This window comes from Acinetobacter sp. 22323, assembly GCF_052044895.1.
GTDB lineage: Bacteria > Pseudomonadota > Gammaproteobacteria > Pseudomonadales > Moraxellaceae > Acinetobacter > Acinetobacter schindleri.
The window spans coordinates 20,034-41,138 of the sequence record NZ_JBQEOL010000023.1 but is presented as its reverse complement, the minus strand read 5'-3'; the positions used below and the strand labels follow the sequence as shown (position 1 = coordinate 41,138).

The 21,105-nt window shown below is 42.8% G+C and carries 22 protein-coding genes; 14 read left to right on the top strand and 8 right to left on the bottom strand.

The window, feature by feature from the left end; all coding sequences use genetic code 11:
• From ACTJIX_RS13450 to carO, 3 genes are all read left to right on the top strand, one after another.
• The coding region (locus ACTJIX_RS13450) for a transposase family protein (protein WP_048882114.1) at positions 1 to 417 on the top strand (417 nt) is incomplete at its 5' end.
• Positions 365 to 835: an IS5/IS1182 family transposase gene (locus ACTJIX_RS13445; protein ID WP_004815324.1), complete on the top strand. Its 471-nt coding sequence runs from the start codon at positions 365 to 367 to the stop codon at positions 833 to 835. The genes ACTJIX_RS13450 and ACTJIX_RS13445, both read left to right, overlap by 53 nt.
• A 256-nt stretch (positions 836 to 1,091) precedes the next feature.
• Positions 1,092 to 1,790 carry an ornithine uptake porin CarO gene (gene carO / locus ACTJIX_RS13440; RefSeq protein WP_103800261.1) on the top strand — a complete coding sequence of 233 codons (699 nt, stop codon included), beginning with the start codon at positions 1,092 to 1,094 and terminating at the stop codon, positions 1,788 to 1,790.
• 236 nt (positions 1,791 to 2,026) lie between these two features.
• Here the strand turns inward: carO and ACTJIX_RS13435 are convergent, their stop codons facing one another.
• The 7 genes from ACTJIX_RS13435 to ACTJIX_RS13405 form a co-directional block, all read right to left on the bottom strand.
• Positions 2,027 to 2,950 carry a CysB family HTH-type transcriptional regulator gene (locus tag ACTJIX_RS13435; protein ID WP_004815164.1) on the bottom strand — a complete coding sequence of 308 codons (924 nt, stop codon included), beginning with the start codon at positions 2,948 to 2,950 and terminating at the stop codon, positions 2,027 to 2,029.
• Between the two features lie 54 nt (positions 2,951 to 3,004).
• Positions 3,005 to 4,066, bottom strand: coding sequence for a sulfate/molybdate ABC transporter ATP-binding protein (locus ACTJIX_RS13430; protein ID WP_103800262.1), 1,062 nt, complete (start codon positions 4,064 to 4,066; stop codon positions 3,005 to 3,007).
• An 11-nt stretch (positions 4,067 to 4,077) separates the two neighbouring features.
• Positions 4,078 to 4,971: a sulfate ABC transporter permease subunit CysW gene (gene cysW, locus ACTJIX_RS13425; RefSeq protein ID WP_004892240.1), complete on the bottom strand. Its 894-nt coding sequence runs from the start codon at positions 4,969 to 4,971 to the stop codon at positions 4,078 to 4,080.
• Positions 4,968 to 5,801 carry a sulfate ABC transporter permease subunit CysT gene (gene cysT, locus ACTJIX_RS13420; protein WP_004815168.1) on the bottom strand — a complete coding sequence of 278 codons (834 nt, stop codon included), beginning with the start codon at positions 5,799 to 5,801 and terminating at the stop codon, positions 4,968 to 4,970. The genes cysW and cysT overlap by 4 nt, the downstream gene beginning before the upstream one ends.
• An 86-nt stretch (positions 5,802 to 5,887) precedes the next feature.
• A complete protein-coding gene (locus ACTJIX_RS13415) occupies positions 5,888 to 6,493 on the bottom strand; it encodes an RBBP9/YdeN family alpha/beta hydrolase (protein WP_262467056.1) in 606 nt (201 codons plus the stop codon).
• Positions 6,494 to 6,524: 31 nt separating this feature from the next.
• Positions 6,525 to 7,538: a sulfate ABC transporter substrate-binding protein gene (locus ACTJIX_RS13410; RefSeq protein WP_262467057.1), complete on the bottom strand. Its 1,014-nt coding sequence runs from the start codon at positions 7,536 to 7,538 to the stop codon at positions 6,525 to 6,527.
• A gap of 177 nt (positions 7,539 to 7,715) precedes the next feature.
• Positions 7,716 to 8,723: a sulfate ABC transporter substrate-binding protein gene (locus ACTJIX_RS13405; RefSeq protein WP_262467058.1), complete on the bottom strand. Its 1,008-nt coding sequence runs from the start codon at positions 8,721 to 8,723 to the stop codon at positions 7,716 to 7,718.
• Between the two features lie 160 nt (positions 8,724 to 8,883).
• Between ACTJIX_RS13405 and pabC the strand changes: the two genes are divergently transcribed.
• The 4 genes from pabC to ACTJIX_RS13385 all read left to right on the top strand — a co-directional run bounded on the left by pabC (position 8,884) and on the right by ACTJIX_RS13385 (position 11,859).
• Positions 8,884 to 9,696 carry an aminodeoxychorismate lyase gene (gene pabC / locus ACTJIX_RS13400; protein ID WP_004815176.1) on the top strand — a complete coding sequence of 271 codons (813 nt, stop codon included), beginning with the start codon at positions 8,884 to 8,886 and terminating at the stop codon, positions 9,694 to 9,696.
• Between the two features lie 3 nt (positions 9,697 to 9,699).
• Complete coding sequence (mltG, locus tag ACTJIX_RS13395) at positions 9,700 to 10,752, top strand: endolytic transglycosylase MltG (protein WP_008307628.1); 1,053 nt, start codon at positions 9,700 to 9,702, stop codon at positions 10,750 to 10,752.
• Positions 10,753 to 10,761: 9 nt separating this feature from the next.
• On the top strand, positions 10,762 to 11,367 hold the full coding sequence (tmk, locus tag ACTJIX_RS13390; protein WP_262467059.1) for a dTMP kinase: 606 nt from the start codon (positions 10,762 to 10,764) through the stop codon (positions 11,365 to 11,367).
• Between the two features lie 69 nt (positions 11,368 to 11,436).
• The gene (locus ACTJIX_RS13385) at positions 11,437 to 11,859 is read left to right on the top strand and encodes a PaaI family thioesterase (protein ID WP_262467060.1); all 423 of its coding nucleotides are present in this window, start codon (positions 11,437 to 11,439) and stop codon (positions 11,857 to 11,859) included.
• 398 nt (positions 11,860 to 12,257) lie between these two features.
• On the opposite strand, the gene nadB is transcribed toward ACTJIX_RS13385, so the two are convergent.
• Positions 12,258 to 13,901, bottom strand: coding sequence for an L-aspartate oxidase (gene nadB / locus ACTJIX_RS13380; RefSeq protein ID WP_262478309.1), 1,644 nt, complete (start codon positions 13,899 to 13,901; stop codon positions 12,258 to 12,260).
• A 228-nt stretch (positions 13,902 to 14,129) separates the two neighbouring features.
• On the opposite strand from nadB, the gene ACTJIX_RS13375 reads away from it, so the two are divergent.
• The 7 genes from ACTJIX_RS13375 to era all read left to right on the top strand — a co-directional run bounded on the left by ACTJIX_RS13375 (position 14,130) and on the right by era (position 21,090).
• On the top strand, positions 14,130 to 15,515 hold the full coding sequence (locus ACTJIX_RS13375; RefSeq protein ID WP_004815187.1) for a Do family serine endopeptidase: 1,386 nt from the start codon (positions 14,130 to 14,132) through the stop codon (positions 15,513 to 15,515).
• Between the two features lie 122 nt (positions 15,516 to 15,637).
• Positions 15,638 to 16,093 (top strand): acyl-CoA thioesterase, encoded by a 456-nt coding sequence (locus tag ACTJIX_RS13370; protein ID WP_440611526.1) that lies wholly within the window; start codon positions 15,638 to 15,640, stop codon positions 16,091 to 16,093.
• A gap of 234 nt (positions 16,094 to 16,327) precedes the next feature.
• Complete coding sequence (gene lepA, locus ACTJIX_RS13365) at positions 16,328 to 18,145, top strand: translation elongation factor 4 (RefSeq protein WP_004815191.1); 1,818 nt, start codon at positions 16,328 to 16,330, stop codon at positions 18,143 to 18,145.
• A 20-nt stretch (positions 18,146 to 18,165) separates the two neighbouring features.
• Positions 18,166 to 18,993 (top strand): signal peptidase I, encoded by an 828-nt coding sequence (gene lepB, locus ACTJIX_RS13360; RefSeq protein WP_008307639.1) that lies wholly within the window; start codon positions 18,166 to 18,168, stop codon positions 18,991 to 18,993.
• A 27-nt stretch (positions 18,994 to 19,020) separates the two neighbouring features.
• Positions 19,021 to 19,392: a DUF4845 domain-containing protein gene (locus ACTJIX_RS13355; RefSeq protein WP_004815195.1), complete on the top strand. Its 372-nt coding sequence runs from the start codon at positions 19,021 to 19,023 to the stop codon at positions 19,390 to 19,392.
• The gene (gene rnc, locus ACTJIX_RS13350; RefSeq protein ID WP_004815197.1) at positions 19,364 to 20,062 is read left to right on the top strand and encodes a ribonuclease III; all 699 of its coding nucleotides are present in this window, start codon (positions 19,364 to 19,366) and stop codon (positions 20,060 to 20,062) included. The genes ACTJIX_RS13355 and rnc overlap by 29 nt, the downstream gene beginning before the upstream one ends.
• Positions 20,062 to 21,090, top strand: a complete 1,029-nt coding sequence (gene era / locus ACTJIX_RS13345) for a GTPase Era (RefSeq protein WP_004815199.1) — start codon at positions 20,062 to 20,064, stop codon at positions 21,088 to 21,090. Before rnc ends, era begins: the two co-directional genes overlap by 1 nt.
• Positions 21,091 to 21,105 lie beyond the last annotated feature (15 nt).

The following is a 21,105-nucleotide window of genomic DNA, read 5'->3' as shown; positions in this document are numbered from 1 at the left end:
GCATTCGTGCATAATCTGCGGATGAAATACATCGATTCAAACAAGCTTTCTGATCCTCAGTTCAAGCGATACACAGGCATCTCATGGTCAACTTTCTATTTGATGGTTGAGCAATTGCAGAAGCATGTCTCTGCCAAAGGCAGACCGCCCAAGTTAAGCCTGGAGGATCAGGTTCTGCTCTGTCTGAGCTATTGGCGGGAATACCGAACCTTATTTCACGTTGCGACGAGTTACGGGGTTTCAGAGCCCACAGCCTCAAGAATTGTCCGTCATGTTGAAGACTGCCTGATTCGGTCCAATCTGTTTAATTTACCCAAAGATTTACCCGAGGGCGAAGGCATCGACTGGAATGTTGTGATCGTGGATGCCACGGAAATTCCAATCCAAAGGCCTAAAAAAACAGAAGAAAAGCTATAGCGGCAAGAAAAAGACCCATACCTTTAAAGTACAGGCCATGATTCACTACAAAACTCAGCAAATTCTGAGTTTATGTACCAGTCGCGGTGCAGTGCATGATTTCGAGTTGTTCAAACGCAATTTAAACCAGATTCCTTTTGGGGCTTTTATCCTTGCAGATAAAGGCTATCAGGGGATTTATACTTTGTATCCGAATAGCCTGTTGCCATTAAAAGCCAAAAGACACTGTAAATTGGATCCTGAATTGAAAATCTATAATCAGGAAATCAATAAAAGAAGAATCGGAATTGAGCATGTATTTGGCAGCCTGAAAACCTTCAAAATCCTTGCTGAGCGTTATCGAAATAGAGGTAAAAGGCTTGGTTTGAGATTCAATTTAATCGCTGGAATCTACAACTTGGAACTGAGCAAAAAATGATTTATGAAAGAGGTCTAATGAATATTATATTTATATAGCTCATGATTTAATCAATAAATAGAAAATTTCTAGTAAAAGCATCCAATTAAGGTGACTGTGCAAAAAACCTCATGAAAATCATATAAAAGGCATCAAATGTATCAAAAGTTTACATAAACTCAGCAAAACTTGAATAAAGAGTGATCAGATTGTGAATTAAGATGCAGGCATAACGAAGAGTAAAAACGTTAAAAATAATTTTTTTGAGGAGACATAGATGAAAACTTTTGCTAAATATTTTGCGCTGTCTGTACTTGCTGCAGCAACCACTTCTGTCATGGCAGCTGATGAAGTCATTGTAACCGACGAAGGCGTTGCTGAATTCTCTTTCTTCAAACCTGCTGCTGTTCGTGCTGAAGTCGGTACTACTGGTTACGGTGGTGCAATCTCTTGGAGCGCTAACCCATATGTAGGTGTAACCTTAGGTTATAACGGCGGTGATATCTCTTGGTCAGATGATATTGAAGTAGATGATGTCAACTACGATGTCGATATGGACAACAATCTGGTTTATTTAAATGCTGAAATCCGTCCTTGGGCGAACTGGTTCTATGTTGCAGCTGGTGTAGGTTATATTGATCAGCAATATGGTTTACTTGCGCGTAATGATGGCGGTACTATTGAAATAGATGGTAATGAAACTAGTTTAACCAGCCTAGGTTATGATTTAGATTACAGTAACGAAATTGCGCCTTATCTCGGTATCGGCTTTTCACCAGCAATTACCAACCGTTGGGGTGTATTTGGTGAAGTAGGTGCTTATTATACTGGTAATCCTAATGTTACCAATGTACGCACTACAGGTGGAGCACCGGAAGATGCTCAGTTAGTTGCTGATCATATCAATGAAGTACGTAATGATGATAAATATGAATGGCTTCCAGTGGCTAAGCTAGGTGTAAGCTTCCGTTTCTAATTATTCGATTTAATAAAAAAACGAGCTTTGGCTCGTTTTTTTATATCTATCAAGTTATTAAATTAATTTATGTGTTTAATCTTACTTCAATATATCAAGCTAAAAGTCCATAAGGTTCTTAATTTTTAAATATTACTCTGAAGCTCAATTATGCCTGTGTTTCAAGAAATACTTACTTGAAAAAAACATAAAAAAGAGGCTAAAAAGCTTCATTTCATTTACTTAGATTTTATAGATTAGTCATCCGGATAAGCTACTTTTTTTAGTGCTCGAATGTCTGCATCTGGAGAGCAAAGCGAGATAAATTCGTAGCCATAACCACGTAATAAATGGCCTTTACGTACAGCAATCCATGTTGTATTTACACCAAAAATATCAGTTTTAATTTGTTTTAAGCGATAATCACGTTCTGGGTCGTATGCCACATCATTGACAATACCGACACCCATATTCAGCTCTACATAAGTTTTGATTACGTCGGCATCTAGGGCGGACATTACGATATCCACATCAAAACCTGCTTCTTCAAAAGCGGTATCGATTTTAGAACGGCCTGTAAAACCACCGTGATAAGTGATGATCGGATAATTCGCCAGATCTTCAATACGTATATTATCTTTCTTGGTTAATGGGTGGTTTTGAGGCGTGATAATGCTGTGTTGCCAGTTATAGTACGGCACACTGGCCAGGTTATCTTCAGTCGTTAAGGCTTCAGTCGCAATCCCGATGTCTGCTTCACCTTGTAGCAGCATTTCGGTAATTTCAACCGGACTGGCCTGTTGCAGAATAAGATGAACTTTTGGAAATTCTTTTTTGAACTGATTTACGATCGGCGGTAATACATAACGTGCCTGGGTATGCGTTGTCGCAATGGTCAATGTCCCTTCATCAACCTTGTTAAAGTCATCTGCCAGACGTTTGATATTGTCAGCATCGACCAGCATGCGTTCCACAATCCCGAGTAATGCCTGACCTGGTTCAGTCAGACCGAGTAAACGCTTACCTTTACGGATGAACAGCTGTACACCAAGTTCATCTTCCAGGTCTTTAATATGCTTGCTCACACCCGATTGTGAGGTATACAGTGCTGCAGAAGCTTCAGTTAAATTAAAGTTTTGACGAACAGTTTCTCGAATAATTCTTAATTGTTGGAAATTCATTTTCTATATACCCTATAAGCGGATGGGGCTGAAATGGCCCCATCTGAATGTGTCTTAAGCAACCTGATTTGCAAATAAATGCAGGTTAAGTGGACTTAACCATACAGTCTGATTTGGTCGGAATTGATGCGCTCGTGCTTCTTCAGGTGTCAGTGAAATTTCAATCAGGTTACCCTGACGGTCATTCAGTTCTGCAACGACTTTACCGGCAATCCATAATTCACGAATAAAGGTCGCCTGAATTGCATTGTCCTGTGGCTGAGCGGAGATACGCAGTTCATCAGGGCGGGCGAATACAATTACATCACCTTGTGGATGCTGTTGTGCCGCATCAAATTGGATGCGATCTTCACCCAACTGAATGATGCCGCCATTATTCTGACCTTCGAAACGGTTGGCTTGACCCAAGAAGTCGAACACGAATGGCGTTTTCGGAGTTTCATATACTTCACGTGGTGAACCAATCTGTTCGACATTCCCTTTGTTCATCACCACAATTTGATCTGCAACTTCCAGTGCCTCTTCCTGATCATGCGTCACGAAAATAGAAGTGATATGCAGCTCATCATGCAGGGTACGTAACCAGCGACGCAGTTCTTTACGCACTTTGGCATCTAGCGCACCAAAAGGTTCATCTAGTAATAGTACGCGTGGTTCAACCGCTAGGGCACGCGCAAGCGCAATACGCTGACGCTGACCACCAGACAATTGAGCAGGGTAGCGATCTGCCAGAAAGCCGAGTTGTACCAGATCCAGTAAACGGGTGACACGTTTCTTGATTTCAGTCTCTGATGGACGGGTTGAACGTGGGCGAACACGTAAACCAAATGCCACGTTGTCATACACTGTCATATGACGGAACAGCGCATAGTGCTGGAATACAAAACCGACTTCACGTTCACGCACATGGACATTAGTTGCATCCTGACCTTCCAGAATGACCTGACCACCATCTGCAGATTCAAGACCAGCAATAATACGCAGCAGGGTGGTTTTACCACAGCCTGAAGGACCCAAAAGAGCTACTAGCTGGCCATCCGGGAAATCCAGGGAAATATTATTCAGTGCATGGAATGCACCAAAGTGTTTTTCAATATTTTTAACTTGAATACTCATGTAGGCATTCCTTAAGAAACTGTTAAATCGTCATTACGTTTGTTTTGTTTTTCCTGGCGCATTTCTACCCAAGTTTTAAGCACCAAGGTCACAATTGCGAGGAGAGCCAGGAGCGAGGACACAGCAAACGCAGCACTAAAGGTATATTCGTTATAGAGAATTTCGACGTGTAGCGGCAAAGTATTGGTTTCACCGCGGATATGACCAGATACTACTGATACCGCACCGAACTCACCCATGGCACGTGCATTACACAGAATCACGCCATAGATCAGACCCCATTTAATGTTTGGCAGGGTCACTTTCCAGAAGGTTTTCCAGCCTGATGCACCGAGTACAATTGCAGCTTCTTCTTCTTCGGTGCCTTGAGCTTCCATTAAAGGAATCAATTCACGCGCTACGAAAGGTACCGTAATAAAGATGGTGGCCAAAACAATTGCGGGTACGGCGTACAGGATCTTAATGTCATTATCCATTAACCAGCTACCCATCCAGCCTTGGGTACCGAAAATCAGCACCAGCATCATACCGGCGATGACCGGGGATACCGAGAAGGGTATATCGATAATCGTGGTCAGGATAGACTTGCCCGGGAAGTTAAACTTCGCCACTGACCAAGCAGCAGCCACACCAAATACTACGTTTAACGGTACTGCAATTGCAGCAGTTAATAGCGTTAGTTTCACCGCAGATAATGTATCTGGATGAACCAGTGCCTGAGTATATACGCCGACGCCTTGCTTGAACGCTTCAACAAAGACCAATACCAAAGGCAGAATCAGGCAACTTAAAAAGAAGATCAGCGCAATTGTGAGTAGGGTATAACGTACCCATTTTGGCTCGCGAGTTGCATCACGGGATTGCAGCTTTTCAGCAAGTGCATTGCTGTTGGTATTTAAACTCATCGTGCAGTTCTCCCTGTGCGACGGCTAGCCCAAGCTTGTAATAAGTTAATCAGGAACAGCATCACAAATGAAATCAATAGCATCACGACAGCAATCGTGGTTGCACCCGCATAGTCATATTCTTCCAGACGCGAGATAATCATCAGCGGAGCAATTTCCGTTTTAAACGGCTGGTTACCGGCAATAAAGATGACCGAACCGTATTCACCCACGCCACGTGCAAATGCCAGGGCAAAGCCTGTAATCAATGCGGGTAGCAGAATCGGGAAAATAATTTTGGTCACGATTTGGAAGCGGTTTGCCCCGAGCGCAGAAGCAGCTTCCTCAAGTTCAGTTTCCAGATCAGACAGTACTGGCTGAACCGTACGCACCACAAAAGGAATCCCAATAAAGATCAGCGCCAAGGTAATACCTATCGGGGTATAAGCCACTTGAATACCTATTGGTTCCAGATACTGACCGATCCAGCCTGTAGGTGCATACAGTGAAGTTAATGCAATACCGGCTACGGCAGTTGGCAGGGCAAATGGTAAATCTACCAGAGCATCAATAATACGTTTACCTGGGAAGCTATAACGTACCAGACACCAAGCCAGTAACAGACCAAAAACAACATTGATCAGGGCTGCGATAATGGCGGCACTAAAACTCAGCTGAAGTGACTTGAGAATACGTTCAGAGCTCAGGATTTCCCATAAGCCATCCCAGCCAATGCCAAGCGATTTAATAAATACGGCAGACAGCGGAATAAGAACGATTAATGACAAATACGCTAGGGTAAAGCCTAGAGATAGACCAAATCCTGGCAGCACTCGGGATCGCTGCGACATGATTACTCCTCAAAAGAGAGAATGCTGATTGAAGACAACCAGCGAATATTAAAAATGAAATTTGCGACAAGCATAATTTGCAACATCTAAAATGCAAATTTAAAATAATACTTGCTCTCATCAAATTTGCTGATATGGCGCATAGGGTTTTCTGAATTCAGGTATTGTTTAATTTCAGGGAAGGGGCCAAAGCCCGAAGCAACATTGACATGACCAACGGCGCCCAGATTAACCGGCTGGATTTTCCAGGATCTGGCAAAAGCATGTGCATCTTCAAAACTCAGCCAAGGATCATTTTCACTGATCAGCATGATGGTCGGAACCGGAAGCTTGAGCTGATGGAAATAAGCGCTGTAATCTGTTTGGCTATCACGTGCAAAGCCATTTTCACCAAAACGGGCCGGATTGGCCGGAGCCACCAGAACCAGCTTTTTAATTTTTCGACAAAGTTCTGGATGCTGGTCAAGCGCTGCAAGACTGGTCAGGCAGCCAAAGCTGTGCGCTACGATTTCAATATCATCTTCAATCTGCTGTACAGATTTGACAAACTGCGTTACCCAGCTATTCAGTACCGGATGGTTCCAGTCTTGCTGTTGAACACGGGAGCATTGCATCAGGCCACGTTGTAACCAGGATTGCCAGTGATCATGTTCACTGCCACCAACACCTGGAACAATGAGGGTATGTATCATGTGAATGCTCCTTGTCTGTTCAATACAAAACTTATTTTGTTGTATTGGCTTTTACGATTTGATCGAAAATGCCACCATTTTCAAAGTGAGCTTTTTGCACTTTGTCCCAACCTCCAAATTCCTGATCAATCGTCACCAGTTTTAATGGCTTGAAGACCTGACTGTACTTTGCCAGTACTTTTTCATTGCGTGGGCGGTAGAAGTTACGTGCTGAAATTTCTTGACCTAGTGGTGAGTAGAGGAAGTTCAGGTAACCTTGTGCCAGGTATTTGTTGCCTTTTTTCGCTACTGTTTTTTCTACGATCGCAACTGGTGGTTCAGCCAGAATAGACAGAGAAGGTGTGATGATTTCAAACTTGCCAGGTTGTTCACGAAGTGCCAGATGCGCTTCATTTTCCCACGCCAGCAATACATCACCAATGCCGCGTTCAGCAAATGTCGTTGTTGAACCACGTGCACCTGAATCTAGGACTTTGGTCTGCTTATAGATTTTGCGAACAAATTCTTGTGCTTTGGCATCATTACCGCCTGGTAGGTGTTTTGCATAAGCCCACGCTGCCAGATAATTCCAACGCGCCCCACCAGAGGTTTTGGGATTTGGTGTAATGATTGCGACATTAGGTTTAACCAGATCGCCCCAGTCTTTAATATTCTTTGGATTGCTTTTACGCACCAGGAATACGATGGTTGATGTATAAGGTGTAGAGTTGTGAGGCAATTTTTTTTGCCAATCCGCAGGGAGTAATTTGGCTTTTTCTGCAATAACGTCGATATCAGCAGCCAGTGCTAATGTCACTACATCAGCTTCCAGACCATCAATCACAGCACGTGCCTGTTTACCAGAACCTCCATGTGACTGTTTAAAGTTAATAGTTTGGCCCGTACGGCTTTTCCAGTATTTGCCAAATTCTTTGTTGACATCTTCATAGAGTTCACGCGTTGGATCATAAGAGACATTCAGAAAATCCCGCGCTGCTGCACCAAAAGAAGTTGCTGAAACAACAGCAGCCAAAATCCCAATTTTTAATTTTGTTGTAATGCTCATGTGAACCTCAAACTCTTACACGTTTTGTAACATGAGTGAAGAATAAACTTATTCTTTATGCATAAAAAATAATTAAAAATGAATTTTATATGAAAATAAAAGATAATTGGATAAGTACGTATCTGAAACAAAAATGACCTTATTAAATAAGGCCATTAACGCTGCATTTATAAGACTTTATTTTGCACTGTTTGCTTTTACGATCTGGTCAAAGATACCGCCATTGTCAAAGTGTTGCTTCTGAACCTTAGTCCAGCCTCCAAATTCTTTATCAATCGTAACTAGTTTTAGTGATTTAAATACATGACTGTATTGCTTTAACACGGCTGCATTACGAGGACGATAGAAGTTCTTTGCTGCAACGGCTTGGCCAGCAGGTGAGTACAGATAGTTGAGGTAGGCTTTAGCCAGATTTTCATTACCATCTTTCTTGGCATTCTTTTCTACAATTGCCACAGGTGGTTCAGCCAGAATAGACAGAGAAGGCGTGATGATTTCAAACTTGCCTGGTTGTTCACGAAGTGCTAGATGCGCTTCATTTTCCCAGGCCAGCAATACATCACCAATGCCGCGTTCAGCAAATGTCGTTGTTGCACCACGCGCGCCAGAATCCAGTACTTTTGTCTGTTTATAAATCTGGCGAACAAAGTCTTGTGCCTTGGCATCATTACCCCCTGGCTGGTGTTTTGCCCATGCCCAAGCTGCCAAGTAGTTCCAGCGAGCGCCACCAGAAGTCTTCGGGTTTGGCGTAATGATATCTACACCTGATTTAACCAGATCACCCCAGTCCTTAATGCCTTTCGGATTGCCTTTTTTGACTAAGAAAACAATTGTTGAGGTATATGGTGTCGAGTTTTGCGGGAATTTCTTCTGCCAGTCTGCCGATAACAGGCCACGTTTAGCAATTTCATCAATATCTGCTGCCAGAGCCAGTGTAACGACATCTGCATCCAGACCATCAATCACGGCACGTGCCTGTTTGCCTGAACCGCCATGTGATTGTTTAAAATTAATATCTTGGCCAGTAGATTTTTTCCAGTAAGCACTGAATTCTTTGTTAAAGTTGTCGTACAATTCGCGAGTTGGGTCATAGGATACATTTAAAAAATCCTTTGCAGACACACTAAATGCAGTCGCTGAAATCAGTGCTGCAAGTACCCCAATTTTTAATTTACGGACGTTCATATTTGCCTCAAGTGTTCTTGGTTTTTGTTGGATGGGGCAAGAATAGCTGGAGTTTTTTTACATAAAAAATAATTAAAAAAGAATTTTATGTGAGTAAAACAGATATGTGGATGCAGTATAGCTTTGTATGCTGTGACATCGACCTGAGAGGTGGGAAATCATGCTGTGTTTTAAAAATGCACAACAAGTCAATCAGATAGATTTGCTTGATCGCGCCTTTCATTATGGCGATGGCTGCTTTACTACAGCCCGGATTCGCAATAACCGTATTGAACTGCAGGAACGGCATTTATCACGCCTGCATATAAGCAGTCAGAAAATGCAGCTACAAGCGGACTTAAACCTGATTGATGCAACCTTAGAACAATTACGTGAATTAACTTCTAGCTTAAACGGCACCTTGAAAATTATTCTGAGTCGGGGCATTGGCCAGCGCGGCTATAGCTTGCCAGACCATCCAGCAGATGTTTGGCTGTATTACTATCCGCAAATGCTTCATGAGCATCACTTTGAGCAGATTGAAAGTGGTGTCTTAAATACTGCCCTTGGTCTGTGTATGCCGCAATTAGTTGGGTTAAAAACACTGAATCGTTTAGAGCAGGTCATGCTCAAACAGGAAGCAGATCAGCAGGGTTGGAGTGAAGCACTGGTTTGTGATGTGCAGGGTGAAATTGTTGAAGGGGTGAGCAGTAATTGTTTTTTAAGGATAAACAACACGTGGATTACTCCGGAACTTCGCTATAATGGCGTTACCGGGGTAATGCGTGCCGAGATTCTGGAACGTATGTTGCAGCAAGGCATTATTTGTGAACAGCGCAGTCTGGATTTGAATGAAATTTCTTCTATTCAGAGTCTATTCTTCTGCAATGCACTGAGCCCTATGAAAATTGTTACTCAATTTGAACAAAAAACACTGGATACAGAAGTCTGTATTGAGTTATTTCATCGTCTTCATTTACATCAGATCATTTAAAATATGTCCGCCAGCAAATCCACACGAAAAAAGAAAAATAAAGCGAAATCAGCTTTTCCACTTAAAGGTGTATTGGTCGTTGTCCTGGGTCTTGTATTGATCTTGGCCGTGATTCTCAAAAGCAGCCTGTTTAGAGATTATCCGGTTGAAGGTAAAAAACAGATGCTAGCGATCAGTGCTGGGGATACCTATTCTGGCTTTATTGACCGTCTGGCGAAAGAAGGTCATGTCAGCTTTCCGATCCTTTTGAAAGTTTATCAGCGCTTCATCATTCATGACACGATGAAAGCAGGTGTTTATGAAGTACGCGATGGCATGAGTATCCGTCAGGTGCTGGAAATGATTTCCAATTCGGAAAATGCCCAGATGAACCGTATTCTGGTCATTGAAGGTACCACTTTCAAACAGCTGATCGATACTTTAAAGAAAGATGATTTAGTCACGAAAGAAGTAGTAAATCTGCCAACTGATCAATTGTTGAAAGAGTTAAATATTCCGTTTGATCATCCTGAGGGTTTATTTGCACCGAATACCTATTTCTTTGCCAAAGGTGAAACCGATCGTAAGATTCTGACAGATTTGTATCGTCATCAGATGCAGTCTTTAGATGAGGCTTGGAAAAACCGTGCCAGTGATTTGCCTTATCAGAATAAATACGAAGCACTGATTATGGCCTCGATTATTGAAAAAGAAACCAGTCTGGATAGTGAACTGGAGCAGGTGTCTGGTGTATTTGTACGCCGTCTGAAAATGGGGATGCGCTTGCAAACCGATCCAACCGTAATTTATGGCATGGGCGATAAATATCAAGGCAATATTACCCGTCAGGATCTGCGCACACCGACAGCATATAACACCTATACCATTTCAGGCTTGCCGCCAACACCAATTGCCCTGCCGAGCAAAAAAGCGATTGAAGCAGCGATGCATCCAGATAATTCACAAAATATTTACTTTGTTGCAACGGGTAATGGTGGGCATAAGTTCAGCACGAATCTACAAGATCACAATAGAGCAGTGCAGGAATATCTCACTGTTTTACGTTCAAAAAATTAAGGAGTGAGCATGTTTATCAGCTTTGAAGGCACTGAAGGTGTAGGGAAAACCACGCTCATTCGTCGTATCTATGATGATTTTGTTGCACAGGGCAAAGAAGTGGTGTTGACCCGTGAACCGGGTGGCACGCCGATGGCTGAACAAATTCGTTCACTGTTGCTGGCGGTGAATCATGAAGAAGCCATGTGTAATGACACTGAGCTGTTATTGATGTATGCCGCACGAGCACAGCATCTAGCACAGGTTATTTTGCCTGCGCTTGAGGCAGGTAAGATAGTCTTGTGTGACCGTTTTACTGATGCCAGTTTTGCCTATCAATGTGCAGGGCGTGGACTCAGTGAAGCCAAGCTGAATTTGCTGAATGATAATTTCGTGACACGTATGCCAGATGTCACTTTCTGGCTGGATGCGCCAATTGAACTAGGCATGAACCGTGCCCGTGAACGTGGTGCACTGGATCGTTTTGAACAGGAGAAAGTTTCTTTCTTTGAGAAAGTAAGAAGCGGTTATGAAACTTTGTGGCAGCGTCATCCGCAACGTATGAAGCGTCTCGATGCGACTCAAGCTCCAGAGCAGGTTTTTGCTCAAGCCATGGCAGAATTACAGGTGGTCTGAGCAGTCAGATTAAAACCAGTTCAATTTTTTAAAAATCTTCTATATTGTTTTCAATATGGAAGACTTTTTATGAAAAGTACACTTGAACAGATCCAGCAGTTTTTAGAAGTAGAATTTCCACAAAGTCTTGAGCATTGTGAGGTCATTGATATACAGCCTCAAACCTCAACTGTTCGTTACCGTGTGAGTAATAGTCAGTTGCGTCCAGGTGGTACGATTTCTGGGCCAACCATAATGACGATCGCGGACTTTGGTTTGTATATCGCAATTTTAGGAGAGATTGGTCTGGTGGGATTGGCTGTCACCACCAATATCAATATTAATTTTTTGCGTAAGCCGGATGGGCAGCGTGATCTGATTGGAAAATGTCGCCTGATAAAAGTTGGAAAAGCGCTTATTGTCGGGGAAGTTTGGGTCTATTCAGAAGGTATGGAAGAACCTGTTGCACATGTCACCGGAACTTATTCGATTCCGCCTAAATCAGTATCTTAATCACATAAAATAAAAGAACTATATTTTTTTCATAATGATAAAAATAAATAAATTCAATTAGTTGTGATTTAATTATTATTTATATAGCTGATTTGGGAGCGGTGATACAAAGCTGGTCCTGCGCAAATAATGAGGCACAATTGACCGGAAGATTGGGAAGGTTAATGGCAATCGCAGACCATAAAATGGACAGCTATTTCAACAGAAGCTGTATCCACTTGCGGAAAAAAACTGCTAGAGAGACTTAATGAGCATTATTCACATCAGACTGCACGCCATAGTTATGCTTATACTCAAGTGATGAGTTCAGATTTATCTCAAAATCTTGGAAGCCGCAATCAAGATATGTAGCAAATAAAAAACCGGATCATGAAATCCGGTTTTTTATGATTAAGTGTTCAAACTTCTGCTGTATTCACTAATGGCTGTTCCACTTTAAAACTTGGTGGAATCAGTACAGTTTTGCGTAACTCAGGTAACTGTTCCGGATAGTCCAAGGTATAGTGCAGACCGCGGGATTCTTTACGTTGCATAGCACAGCGCACAATCATCTCCGATACCAGCACCAGATTACGCAGTTCTATCAGGTTTTTACTGACCTGATAATCCTGATAATATTCGGTAATTTCTTTTTTCAGCATTTCAATCCGGTGCAGGGCACGTTCCAGACGCTTGGTGGTACGGACAATGCCTACATAGTTCCACATGGTCTGACGCAGCTCATCCCAGTTTTGCAGAATCACTACATCTTCATCCGGATTCGTTACCTGTGAATCATCCCAGGCTGGGACTTCAGGTACGGATTGATCCGCTTTAAAATTTTCCTGAATATGCTTGGCTGCACTCATGCCATAAACAAAGCATTCCAGCAGTGAATTACTGGCCATACGATTCGCGCCATGCAGGCCGGTATATGAAGTCTCGCCAATAGCATATAAACCAGCAATATCAGTTTGACTATTCTCGTCAACCACCACACCGCCACAGGTATAGTGCGCTGCGGGTACCACCGGAATCATTTCCTTGGTGATATCAATTCCCAGCTCTAATAGGCGTGCATACAGCGTCGGGAAGTGCTCTTTAATAAAGTCTTCATCTTTATGGGTAATGTCCAGCCAGACATGACGAATCCCCAGGCGTTTAATTTCATAGTCAATGGCACGCGCCACGATGTCACGCGGTGCCAATTCAGCACGTTCATCAAAACGCAGCATGAAACGTTCACCATCTGGTAGACGTAAGTATGCCCCTTCACCACGCATGGCTTCAGTAATCAGGAATGAACGCGCTTGCGGGTGGTATAAACAGGTTGGATGAAACTGGTTGAACTCCATATTGGCGACACGGCAGCCGGCGCGGTAAGCCATCGCAATACCGTCACCAGTGGCAATATCTGGATTAGATGTATAAAGATAAGCCTTCATTGCACCACCACAGGCTAGGGCAGTAAATGGTGCCAGGAAAGTATGTACCTGTTCGGTGTGTTCATCCAATGCATACAGGCCGAGTGCCCGGTTTTCATCTGCATGACCAAGCTTTTTGGAGCAGATCAGATCAATCGCAATATAATTTTCAAAGATATGAATATTCTGCTTTTCTTGAGCGCGCTGTACCAAAGTAGTGGAAATTGCACGTCCTGTAGCATCTGCTGCGTGAATAATGCGGCGCTGAGAATGGCCCCCTTCACGAGTCAAATGCAGTTGTTCCTGTTCATCTAGTGTGAACTGCACGCCATGCTTAAGCAGGAAATCGACTGCAGGCTTGCCACCTTCAACGGTCTGCTTGACTGCATCCATTTCACACAATTGTGCCCCGGCAATCATGGTGTCATCGATATGCTGCTCGAGAGAATCCATTTCATCAAGTACAGCTGCCACACCCCCCTGGGCATAAAATGTACTCGCATCCGTAAGCGTTGATTTGGCTAAAACTGCAATATTAAAATGTTCTGGTAAAGATAAGGCTAAACTTAAGCCGGCGCCGCCGCTGCCCACAATAATCACATCAAAATGATGTGTCGTGTGTAAATTAGACATGACTATTCAGCTAACTGAAAAAAAGTCCGGCTATCACAGCGCTTTTTTGTACAAAAGGCAAGCATTTATCTACCTATAAATTTATGAAAAAAAGTAATGAAAGCTGAAACTTAAGTCTTTAAAAATGGCATAATATCAGCAAGTAGAATAAGAACATTTCGTTACTTAAATTTTGTATAGTTTATGATAAAACTAATTTAAATAGGTTTATCAGTCATTTGAGTGAATAAATATATGAAAATCTTGGATGTTAAACACGGAATATTTGCAGCAACGTTAACAATGACAGCATTGCAGGCGGGGGCAGCCACTCCAGTTGATTTTTCAAATCTGGTTGCACAAGTCAGTCCGGCAGTGGTGAGTGTCAATGTTGTTAAAAAAATGTCCGAAGAAGAGCTATTACAACAACAAATTCCAGATATTTTACGCCGTTTCTTTGGTAATCAGGTCATTATTCCTCAGCCACGTGCACCTCAAGAAAAAACAGGGTATGGCAGCGCCTTCTTTATCAGTAAAGACGGCTATTTGCTGACTAATCACCATGTGATTGAAAATGCATCCAAGGTGACCATTACCTTAAATGACCGTCGTGAAATTGATGCAACAGTTGTAGGTAGCGATGAACGTACTGACGTGGCTTTACTGAAGGTCAATGGTGCAGGTTTCCCGGAATTACGCACGGGAGATGTTGGGCGTTTACGTGTCGGTGAGCCTGTACTCGCCATCGGTTCACCATTTGGTTTTGACTATTCGGCTTCTGCCGGAATTGTCAGCGCCAAGATGCGTAATATGATGGGTGAAACTGCAGTGCCATTCATTCAGACTGACGTAGCTTTAAACCCGGGGAATTCTGGTGGACCACTGTTTAACCAGCACGGTGAAGTAGTCGGGGTGAATTCACGTATCTTTAGTGGAACTGGCGGTTATATGGGCTTGTCATTCTCCATTCCAATTGATGTCGCAATGGAAGTGGCTGACCAGTTGAAACGCAATGGTAAAGTTACCCGTTCTTATCTGGGCGTAAGCTTGCAAGATATTGACCGTAATCTGGCAGAATCTTATAAGCTGTCTAAGCCGGAAGGTTCATTGGTAACCCAAATTGCACCCAACTCGCCAGCGGCCAAAGCAGGCTTACAGGCTGGAGATGTCATTCTTAAATATAACGGGACTGATATTTCTCGTACCAGTGAATTGTTGAATTACTTAAACCGTTCTGCACCAAAACAGCAGATCCAGTTAGAAGTATTGCGTGATGACAAACGCCGTAATATCAATGCCACTTTAAGTGCAGCACCGGACGATACCCCAGCGAATGCCAGCAATCAGGCGCAACCAAACAAAGGACCAGTCATCGGGGTCACTATTCGTAACCTGACACCAAATGAAATGAGTAGTTTAGACATCAAAGGTGGTGTAGTGATTCAGGATGTGCGTCCAGGTGGAGTTGCGGCACAAGCACGTATCATGCCGAATGATGTAGTGACCAATATTAATGGCAAGACTGTTCTGAACAGCAACCAGTTTGTAGAAACTGTATCTGAATTAAACAAAGGCAGCGTCGCGCGGGTAACACTTATCCGTCAAGGACAGCGAGTAATCGTGGGCATGCGAGTCTCATAGACACATCATTGGTTGGTAAAAACCGTCTGAACTCAGGCGGTTTTTTTAATATTTGGCAATTTACCCTGCAAATAAAATCTGTAGACTCTAAGTCGCTATATGATCTAAAGGATAAGAAACGCGTGAAGGGTATTTTTGACCTGAAGTTAACAGTAAAACCAGAACATATTGATATCTTGGGGCATGTAAATAATGTGATCTATGTGCAGTGGATGCAGGATGTTGCAACCGCGCATATTGAACAGATCGGTTTGGGTCTAGAGCAGTACCTGGAACTAAAGCATGCTATGGTCGCAGTTGAGCATCATGTGCAATATCGTAAGGCAGCATTTGAATGTGATGAGCTGATTTTGCGTACTTGGTTAAATGATATCAATGCACTCTATTCATTCCGCCAATATGCCTTCTATCGCCCGGCAGATCAGAGTCTACTATTTACAGGGAGTACGCAATGGGCCTGTGTGGAAATTGCCACTGGTCGTCCGAAGCGGATGTCACCAACATTTACCCAAGCTTATCAACCCTTATTAGCAGATATCAATCCTTTGGATTTTAGTCAGGTGTATCTGGCAGATTAAATATCAGCAATGAAGCAGACTTAAATGTGGTTGTATGTATTTAATGACAATCGCTCTGATATTGCCAAAACTTGGTTAGAGCGATTTCATGGCAAACAAAGTAGTGGAATGAGCGACGAAAATATAATTCTTTTTCTGTAACTGCATTCTGCTATAATCCTCGGCAATTTCTATTCGGCTTTTGTTGTGCAATCCCTTTATATTGCATGGCGCGTTTTTTTCTCAAGGTAGCCCATGGCGCAAGCTAAAAAATCTGTTGATATTAAAAACATTCGTAACTTCTCGATTATTGCGCATATTGACCACGGTAAATCGACCCTGGCGGATCGATTCATTCAAACCTGTGGTGGTTTGCAGGATCGTGAAATGCAGGCTCAGGTTCTCGATTCTATGGAACTTGAACGCGAACGTGGGATTACCATTAAAGCGGCATCGGTGACCTTGTACTACACACACCCGAATGGCCAGGAATATCAGCTAAACTTCATTGATACTCCGGGACACGTGGACTTCTCTTATGAAGTATCGCGTTCACTTGCTGCGTGTGAAGGTGCATTGCTGGTTGTAGATGCAGCACAGGGTGTAGAAGCACAGTCTGTTGCAAACTGCTATACCGCAATTGAGCAAGGTCTGGAAGTATTGCCAGTTCTGAACAAGATTGACTTGCCGCAGGCTGAACCTGAACGTGTGATTCAGGAAATTGAAGACATCATTGGTATTGAAGCCACTGAAGCACCGACCTGTTCTGCAAAAACAGGCCTGGGTATTGAAGGTGTGCTGGAAACTCTGGTGAATGTGATTCCTGCGCCAACAGGTGACCGTGATGCACCGCTGCAAGCATTGATTATCGACTCATGGTTTGATAACTACCTGGGCGTTGTGTCTTTAGTTCGTGTGAAACAGGGTCGTGTGCGTAAAGGCGACAAGATGTTGATGAAATCAACTGGTCAGACGCACATCATTACTTCAGTAGGTATCTTCAATCCAAAGCATACCGAAACCGATATTCTTGAAGCGGGTGAAGTAGGTTTTGTGATTGCGGGCATTAAAGACATCTTTGGTGCGCCAGTTGGTGATACGATCACACTTGCCTCTACTCCAGATGTTGAAGTATTGCCAGGTTTCAAGAAGGTAAAACCTCAGGTTTATGCAGGTCTGTTCCCGATTGATGCCAGTGACTTTGAACCTTTCCGTGAAGCGCTGCAAAAATTACAGATTAACGACTCTGCCTTGTTCTTTGAACCTGAAAGTTCAGATGCACTTGGTTTTGGTTTCCGTTGTGGCTTCTTGGGTATGCTGCATATGGAGATCGTACAGGAGCGTTTAGAACGTGAATACGATCTGGATCTGATTTCATCTGCACCGACTGTAATTTATGAAGCGGTGATGAAAAATGGTCAAACGATCTATGTCGACAGTCCATCAAAAATGCCAGACGGTTCAACAGTAGAAGACCTGCGTGAACCGATTGCAGAATGTCATATCTTAGTACCACAAGAATATCTGGGTAATGTGATGACCTTGTGTGTTGAGCGCCGTGGTGTGCAAAAAGACATGAAGTTCATGAGTAATCAGGTATCCATTACCTTTGAAATTCCAATGGCTGAAGTGGTCATGGATTTCTTCGACAAACTGAAGTCTTGCTCACGTGGTTTTGCCTCACTGGACTATAACTTTGTGCGCTTTGAAAGTTCATCATTGGTTAAAGTTGATGTCCTGATCAATGGTGACAAAGTGGATGCTTTGGCGATGATCTGTCACCGTCAGGATGCACGTCACCGTGGTATTGCCCTGGTTGAAAAAATGAAAGACCTGATTCCACGTCAAATGTTTGATGTCGCGATTCAGGCAGCCATTGGTGCACAAATTATTGCCCGTTCTACTGTAAAAGCGATGCGTAAAAACGTATTGGCGAAGTGTTATGGTGGTGACGTGTCACGTAAGAAAAAACTTCTGTCTAAACAGAAAGAAGGTAAGAAACGTATGAAACAGGTGGGTAGCGTAGAAATCCCACAGGAAGCGTTCTTAGCCGTATTAAAAGTCGAACGCTAAAATAATAAGGATATAAGCCCATGGATTTTGATTTTAATTTAATTCTTGTTCCTGCCACGCTGTTTTTTATTGCAATATGGCTGCTTGATAAGTTTGTTCTGAAACAGCGACAGACCAAAGGCAAGGGCAATGAAAATTTTATCATTACCTGGGCTTATGACTTCTGGCCAGTGCTGACCGTTGTGCTGGTTCTGCGTTCATTCTTATATGAGCCTTTTAATATTCCATCTGATTCCATGGTGCCCACCCTGGAAACAGGTGACTTCATTCTGGTCAATAAATTCGATTATGGTGTGCGTCTGCCCATCATCAATAGCAAAATTATTGATACTGGAAGTCCAGAACGTGGTGAAGTGGCGGTATTCCGTTATCCACCACAACCTGGTATTAGCTATATCAAACGTATTGTAGGTTTACCGGGTGATCATATTGTCTATGATCATGGTCAATTGATTATTAATGGTGAAAAAGTCACTAAAGTTCCTGTTGAATTTAGCCGTGAAAAAGACCGTTTAGATACGCCTGAATCAATTTATCACAAAGAGACTTTAGGTAAGCATACCTTTACCATGCGTGAGCTTGAAGGGGTAAATGTGGCGCGTCAGGCACCATTTATCAACTTTGTGGAAAATGGTAAATATTCAGGTGAAAATGGTTTATATTGGGAAGTAAAAGTTCCAGAAGGTCAGTACTTTGCGATGGGGGATAATCGTGATCAGAGTGCTGATAGTCGCTTCTGGGGATTTGTTCCGGAAGAAAATTTAACCGGTCGCGCATTCTATATCTGGATGCATAAAGAGCCAGGTTTTAAATTACCTTCGTTTAGCCGAAACGGAACAATTGACTAATTTATTGCTTCAATTGGGAAAATAAAAATGAGACATCAACAAGGTGCATCGTATATTGCAATATTGTTTGCAATTATGGGGTTTGCTTTTCTGGCAAAAATCGCAATTGCGGTATGGGGGCCGTATTTCGATGATCGCCTGGTAGATAGCCAGATTGAGGAGCTACTAAAAACAGCTCCTGCAAATATCACGCCGGAGAAATTTAATTCGGAACTGTCTAAGCGTTTAGAGATGAATAATATTCGCGATTTTGACATTAAGCAGAATGTTATTCTCGACAATGCGCAAGCGATGGTCGTAAGAAAGAATTATGAAGTTCGCAAGAATTTTCTAATGAATATCGATTTAGTGATGAAGTTTGAGAAAGAGTTTGATCAAAGCACAGTCAAAGCTAAATGATGAACGTCTTGCCAAGCGGATCGGCTATCAGTTTAAACAGGCTGATTTGCTGAAACTGGCATTGACCCATCGTTCAGTCAGTCATAAACACAACTACGAGCGCCTGGAATTTCTGGGCGATTCGCTTTTAGGGATGATCATTGCCAATTATCTCTTCACTGCTTATCCACACGAAAATGAAGGTCGTTTAACGCGTATGCGTGCGACTCTGGTTCGTCAGGAAGCATTAGGAAAAATCGCCAATGATTTAAAGCTGAGCCAGAATTTAATTCTCAGTACCGGTGAATTGAAATCTGGCGGTCATCATCGTGAGTCTATACTGGCAGATACGGTAGAAGCCATTATTGGTGCGATCTATGTCGATTGCGGTGATCTCACCGTGTTAGAGCCGATTGTGTTAAAATGGTATGAACCGTATTTAGACCATATTGAGCCGACCGATCAGCTTAAAGACCCTAAATCTCGCTTACAAGAGTATTTACAAGCACGTAAGAAACCTCTCCCAGTTTACGAGGTTGTAGATATTCAAGGTGATGCCCCAAACCAGCATTTCAAAGTGGAGTGCCGGATTGAGGACTTACCTATCCTGATCGGCGAGGGTTCAAGTCGCCGTTTTGCTGAACAAGCAGTTGCAGCAGAAATTTTAAAACTATTGGAGCATAAGTCTTAATGACTACTCATTCCGATCACATCGATGCTGATCACGAGTCGCAAAGCGACAGCAATGACTTAATTAGTCAATTTTTTAGCGAACAAGGCACTGAAATCCCTTCGGATTACCGCAGTGGTTTTGTTGCGATTGTTGGTCGTCCAAACGTGGGTAAATCAACCTTGATGAACCATATTTTGGGACAGAAACTTTCGATTACTTCACGTAAGCCACAAACCACACGTCACAAAATTGTGGGCATTGATTCACGTGAGAAATCTCAGGCAGTATTTGTGGATACTCCAGGGATGCACAAGAAAGAAGTACGTGCCATCAATAAAATGATGAACCGCGCTGCGCATTCTGCATTGCGTGATGTAAACCTGGTTTTATTTGTTGTTGATGCAGATAAGTGGACGCCAAACGACGACCTGGTTTTGGAAAAGCTGAAAAATGCGGATATGCCGGTCATTCTGGTGATCAATAAGATTGATACACTAGAAAATAAAAACCATGCATTACCTTTGATTCAAGAACGTGCCAAGCTGATGAACTTTGCTGAAATCGTACCGGTTTCTGCGTTGCGTGGTGCTAACCTTGAGCATCTGCGTACAACGATTGCGAATTATCTACCGTTCCAGCCACCGTTATATTCACTGGATCAGCTGACTGACCGTTCAGAGCGCTTCCTGGCATCTGAAATTATCCGTGAAAAGATCATGCGTCAGTTGGGCGAAGAGCTGCCATACGACTTAACTGTTCAGATCGAATCCTTTAAAACGGAAGAGCCGACCCTGAATGAGAAAACCGGTCGCATGAAACCGGCATGTACCTATATTGATGCGACGATTTTTGTTGATCGTCCTGGCCAGAAAGCCATTGTGATTGGTGAAAAAGGTTCTAAGTTGAAAAAAATTGGCATGGATGCACGTGTCGATATGGAAAAAATGTTCGAACAGAAAATCATGCTGACACTTTGGGTGAAAGTCAAAGGTGGCTGGTCTGATGATGAACGAGCGTTAAAAAGCTTAGGTTATAGCGATATTTAATTTTGCAGGAACGGA

What these genes read in the sequence shown, in the direction of transcription:
- ACTJIX_RS13375 (WP_004815187.1), top strand. Translation starts at nt 14,130, where the DNA reads ATGAAAATCTTGGATGTTAAACACGGAATATTTGCAGCAACGTTAACA.
- ACTJIX_RS13430 (WP_103800262.1), bottom strand. Translation starts at nt 4,066, where the DNA reads ATGAGTATTCAAGTTAAAAATATTGAAAAACACTTTGGTGCATTCCAT.
- lepA (WP_004815191.1), top strand. Translation starts at nt 16,328, where the DNA reads ATGGCGCAAGCTAAAAAATCTGTTGATATTAAAAACATTCGTAACTTC.
- ACTJIX_RS13405 (WP_262467058.1), bottom strand. Translation starts at nt 8,723, where the DNA reads ATGAACGTCCGTAAATTAAAAATTGGGGTACTTGCAGCACTGATTTCA.
- ACTJIX_RS13410 (WP_262467057.1), bottom strand. Translation starts at nt 7,538, where the DNA reads ATGAGCATTACAACAAAATTAAAAATTGGGATTTTGGCTGCTGTTGTT.
- mltG (WP_008307628.1), top strand. Translation starts at nt 9,700, where the DNA reads ATGTCCGCCAGCAAATCCACACGAAAAAAGAAAAATAAAGCGAAATCA.
- cysW (WP_004892240.1), bottom strand. Translation starts at nt 4,971, where the DNA reads ATGAGTTTAAATACCAACAGCAATGCACTTGCTGAAAAGCTGCAATCC.
- pabC (WP_004815176.1), top strand. Translation starts at nt 8,884, where the DNA reads ATGCTGTGTTTTAAAAATGCACAACAAGTCAATCAGATAGATTTGCTT.
- cysT (WP_004815168.1), bottom strand. Translation starts at nt 5,801, where the DNA reads ATGTCGCAGCGATCCCGAGTGCTGCCAGGATTTGGTCTATCTCTAGGC.
- ACTJIX_RS13445 (WP_004815324.1), top strand. Translation starts at nt 365, where the DNA reads ATGCCACGGAAATTCCAATCCAAAGGCCTAAAAAAACAGAAGAAAAGC.
- ACTJIX_RS13435 (WP_004815164.1), bottom strand. Translation starts at nt 2,950, where the DNA reads ATGAATTTCCAACAATTAAGAATTATTCGAGAAACTGTTCGTCAAAAC.
- lepB (WP_008307639.1), top strand. Translation starts at nt 18,166, where the DNA reads ATGGATTTTGATTTTAATTTAATTCTTGTTCCTGCCACGCTGTTTTTT.
- carO (WP_103800261.1), top strand. Translation starts at nt 1,092, where the DNA reads ATGAAAACTTTTGCTAAATATTTTGCGCTGTCTGTACTTGCTGCAGCA.
- ACTJIX_RS13415 (WP_262467056.1), bottom strand. Translation starts at nt 6,493, where the DNA reads ATGATACATACCCTCATTGTTCCAGGTGTTGGTGGCAGTGAACATGAT.
- tmk (WP_262467059.1), top strand. Translation starts at nt 10,762, where the DNA reads ATGTTTATCAGCTTTGAAGGCACTGAAGGTGTAGGGAAAACCACGCTC.
- era (WP_004815199.1), top strand. Translation starts at nt 20,062, where the DNA reads ATGACTACTCATTCCGATCACATCGATGCTGATCACGAGTCGCAAAGC.
- ACTJIX_RS13355 (WP_004815195.1), top strand. Translation starts at nt 19,021, where the DNA reads ATGAGACATCAACAAGGTGCATCGTATATTGCAATATTGTTTGCAATT.
- ACTJIX_RS13385 (WP_262467060.1), top strand. Translation starts at nt 11,437, where the DNA reads ATGAAAAGTACACTTGAACAGATCCAGCAGTTTTTAGAAGTAGAATTT.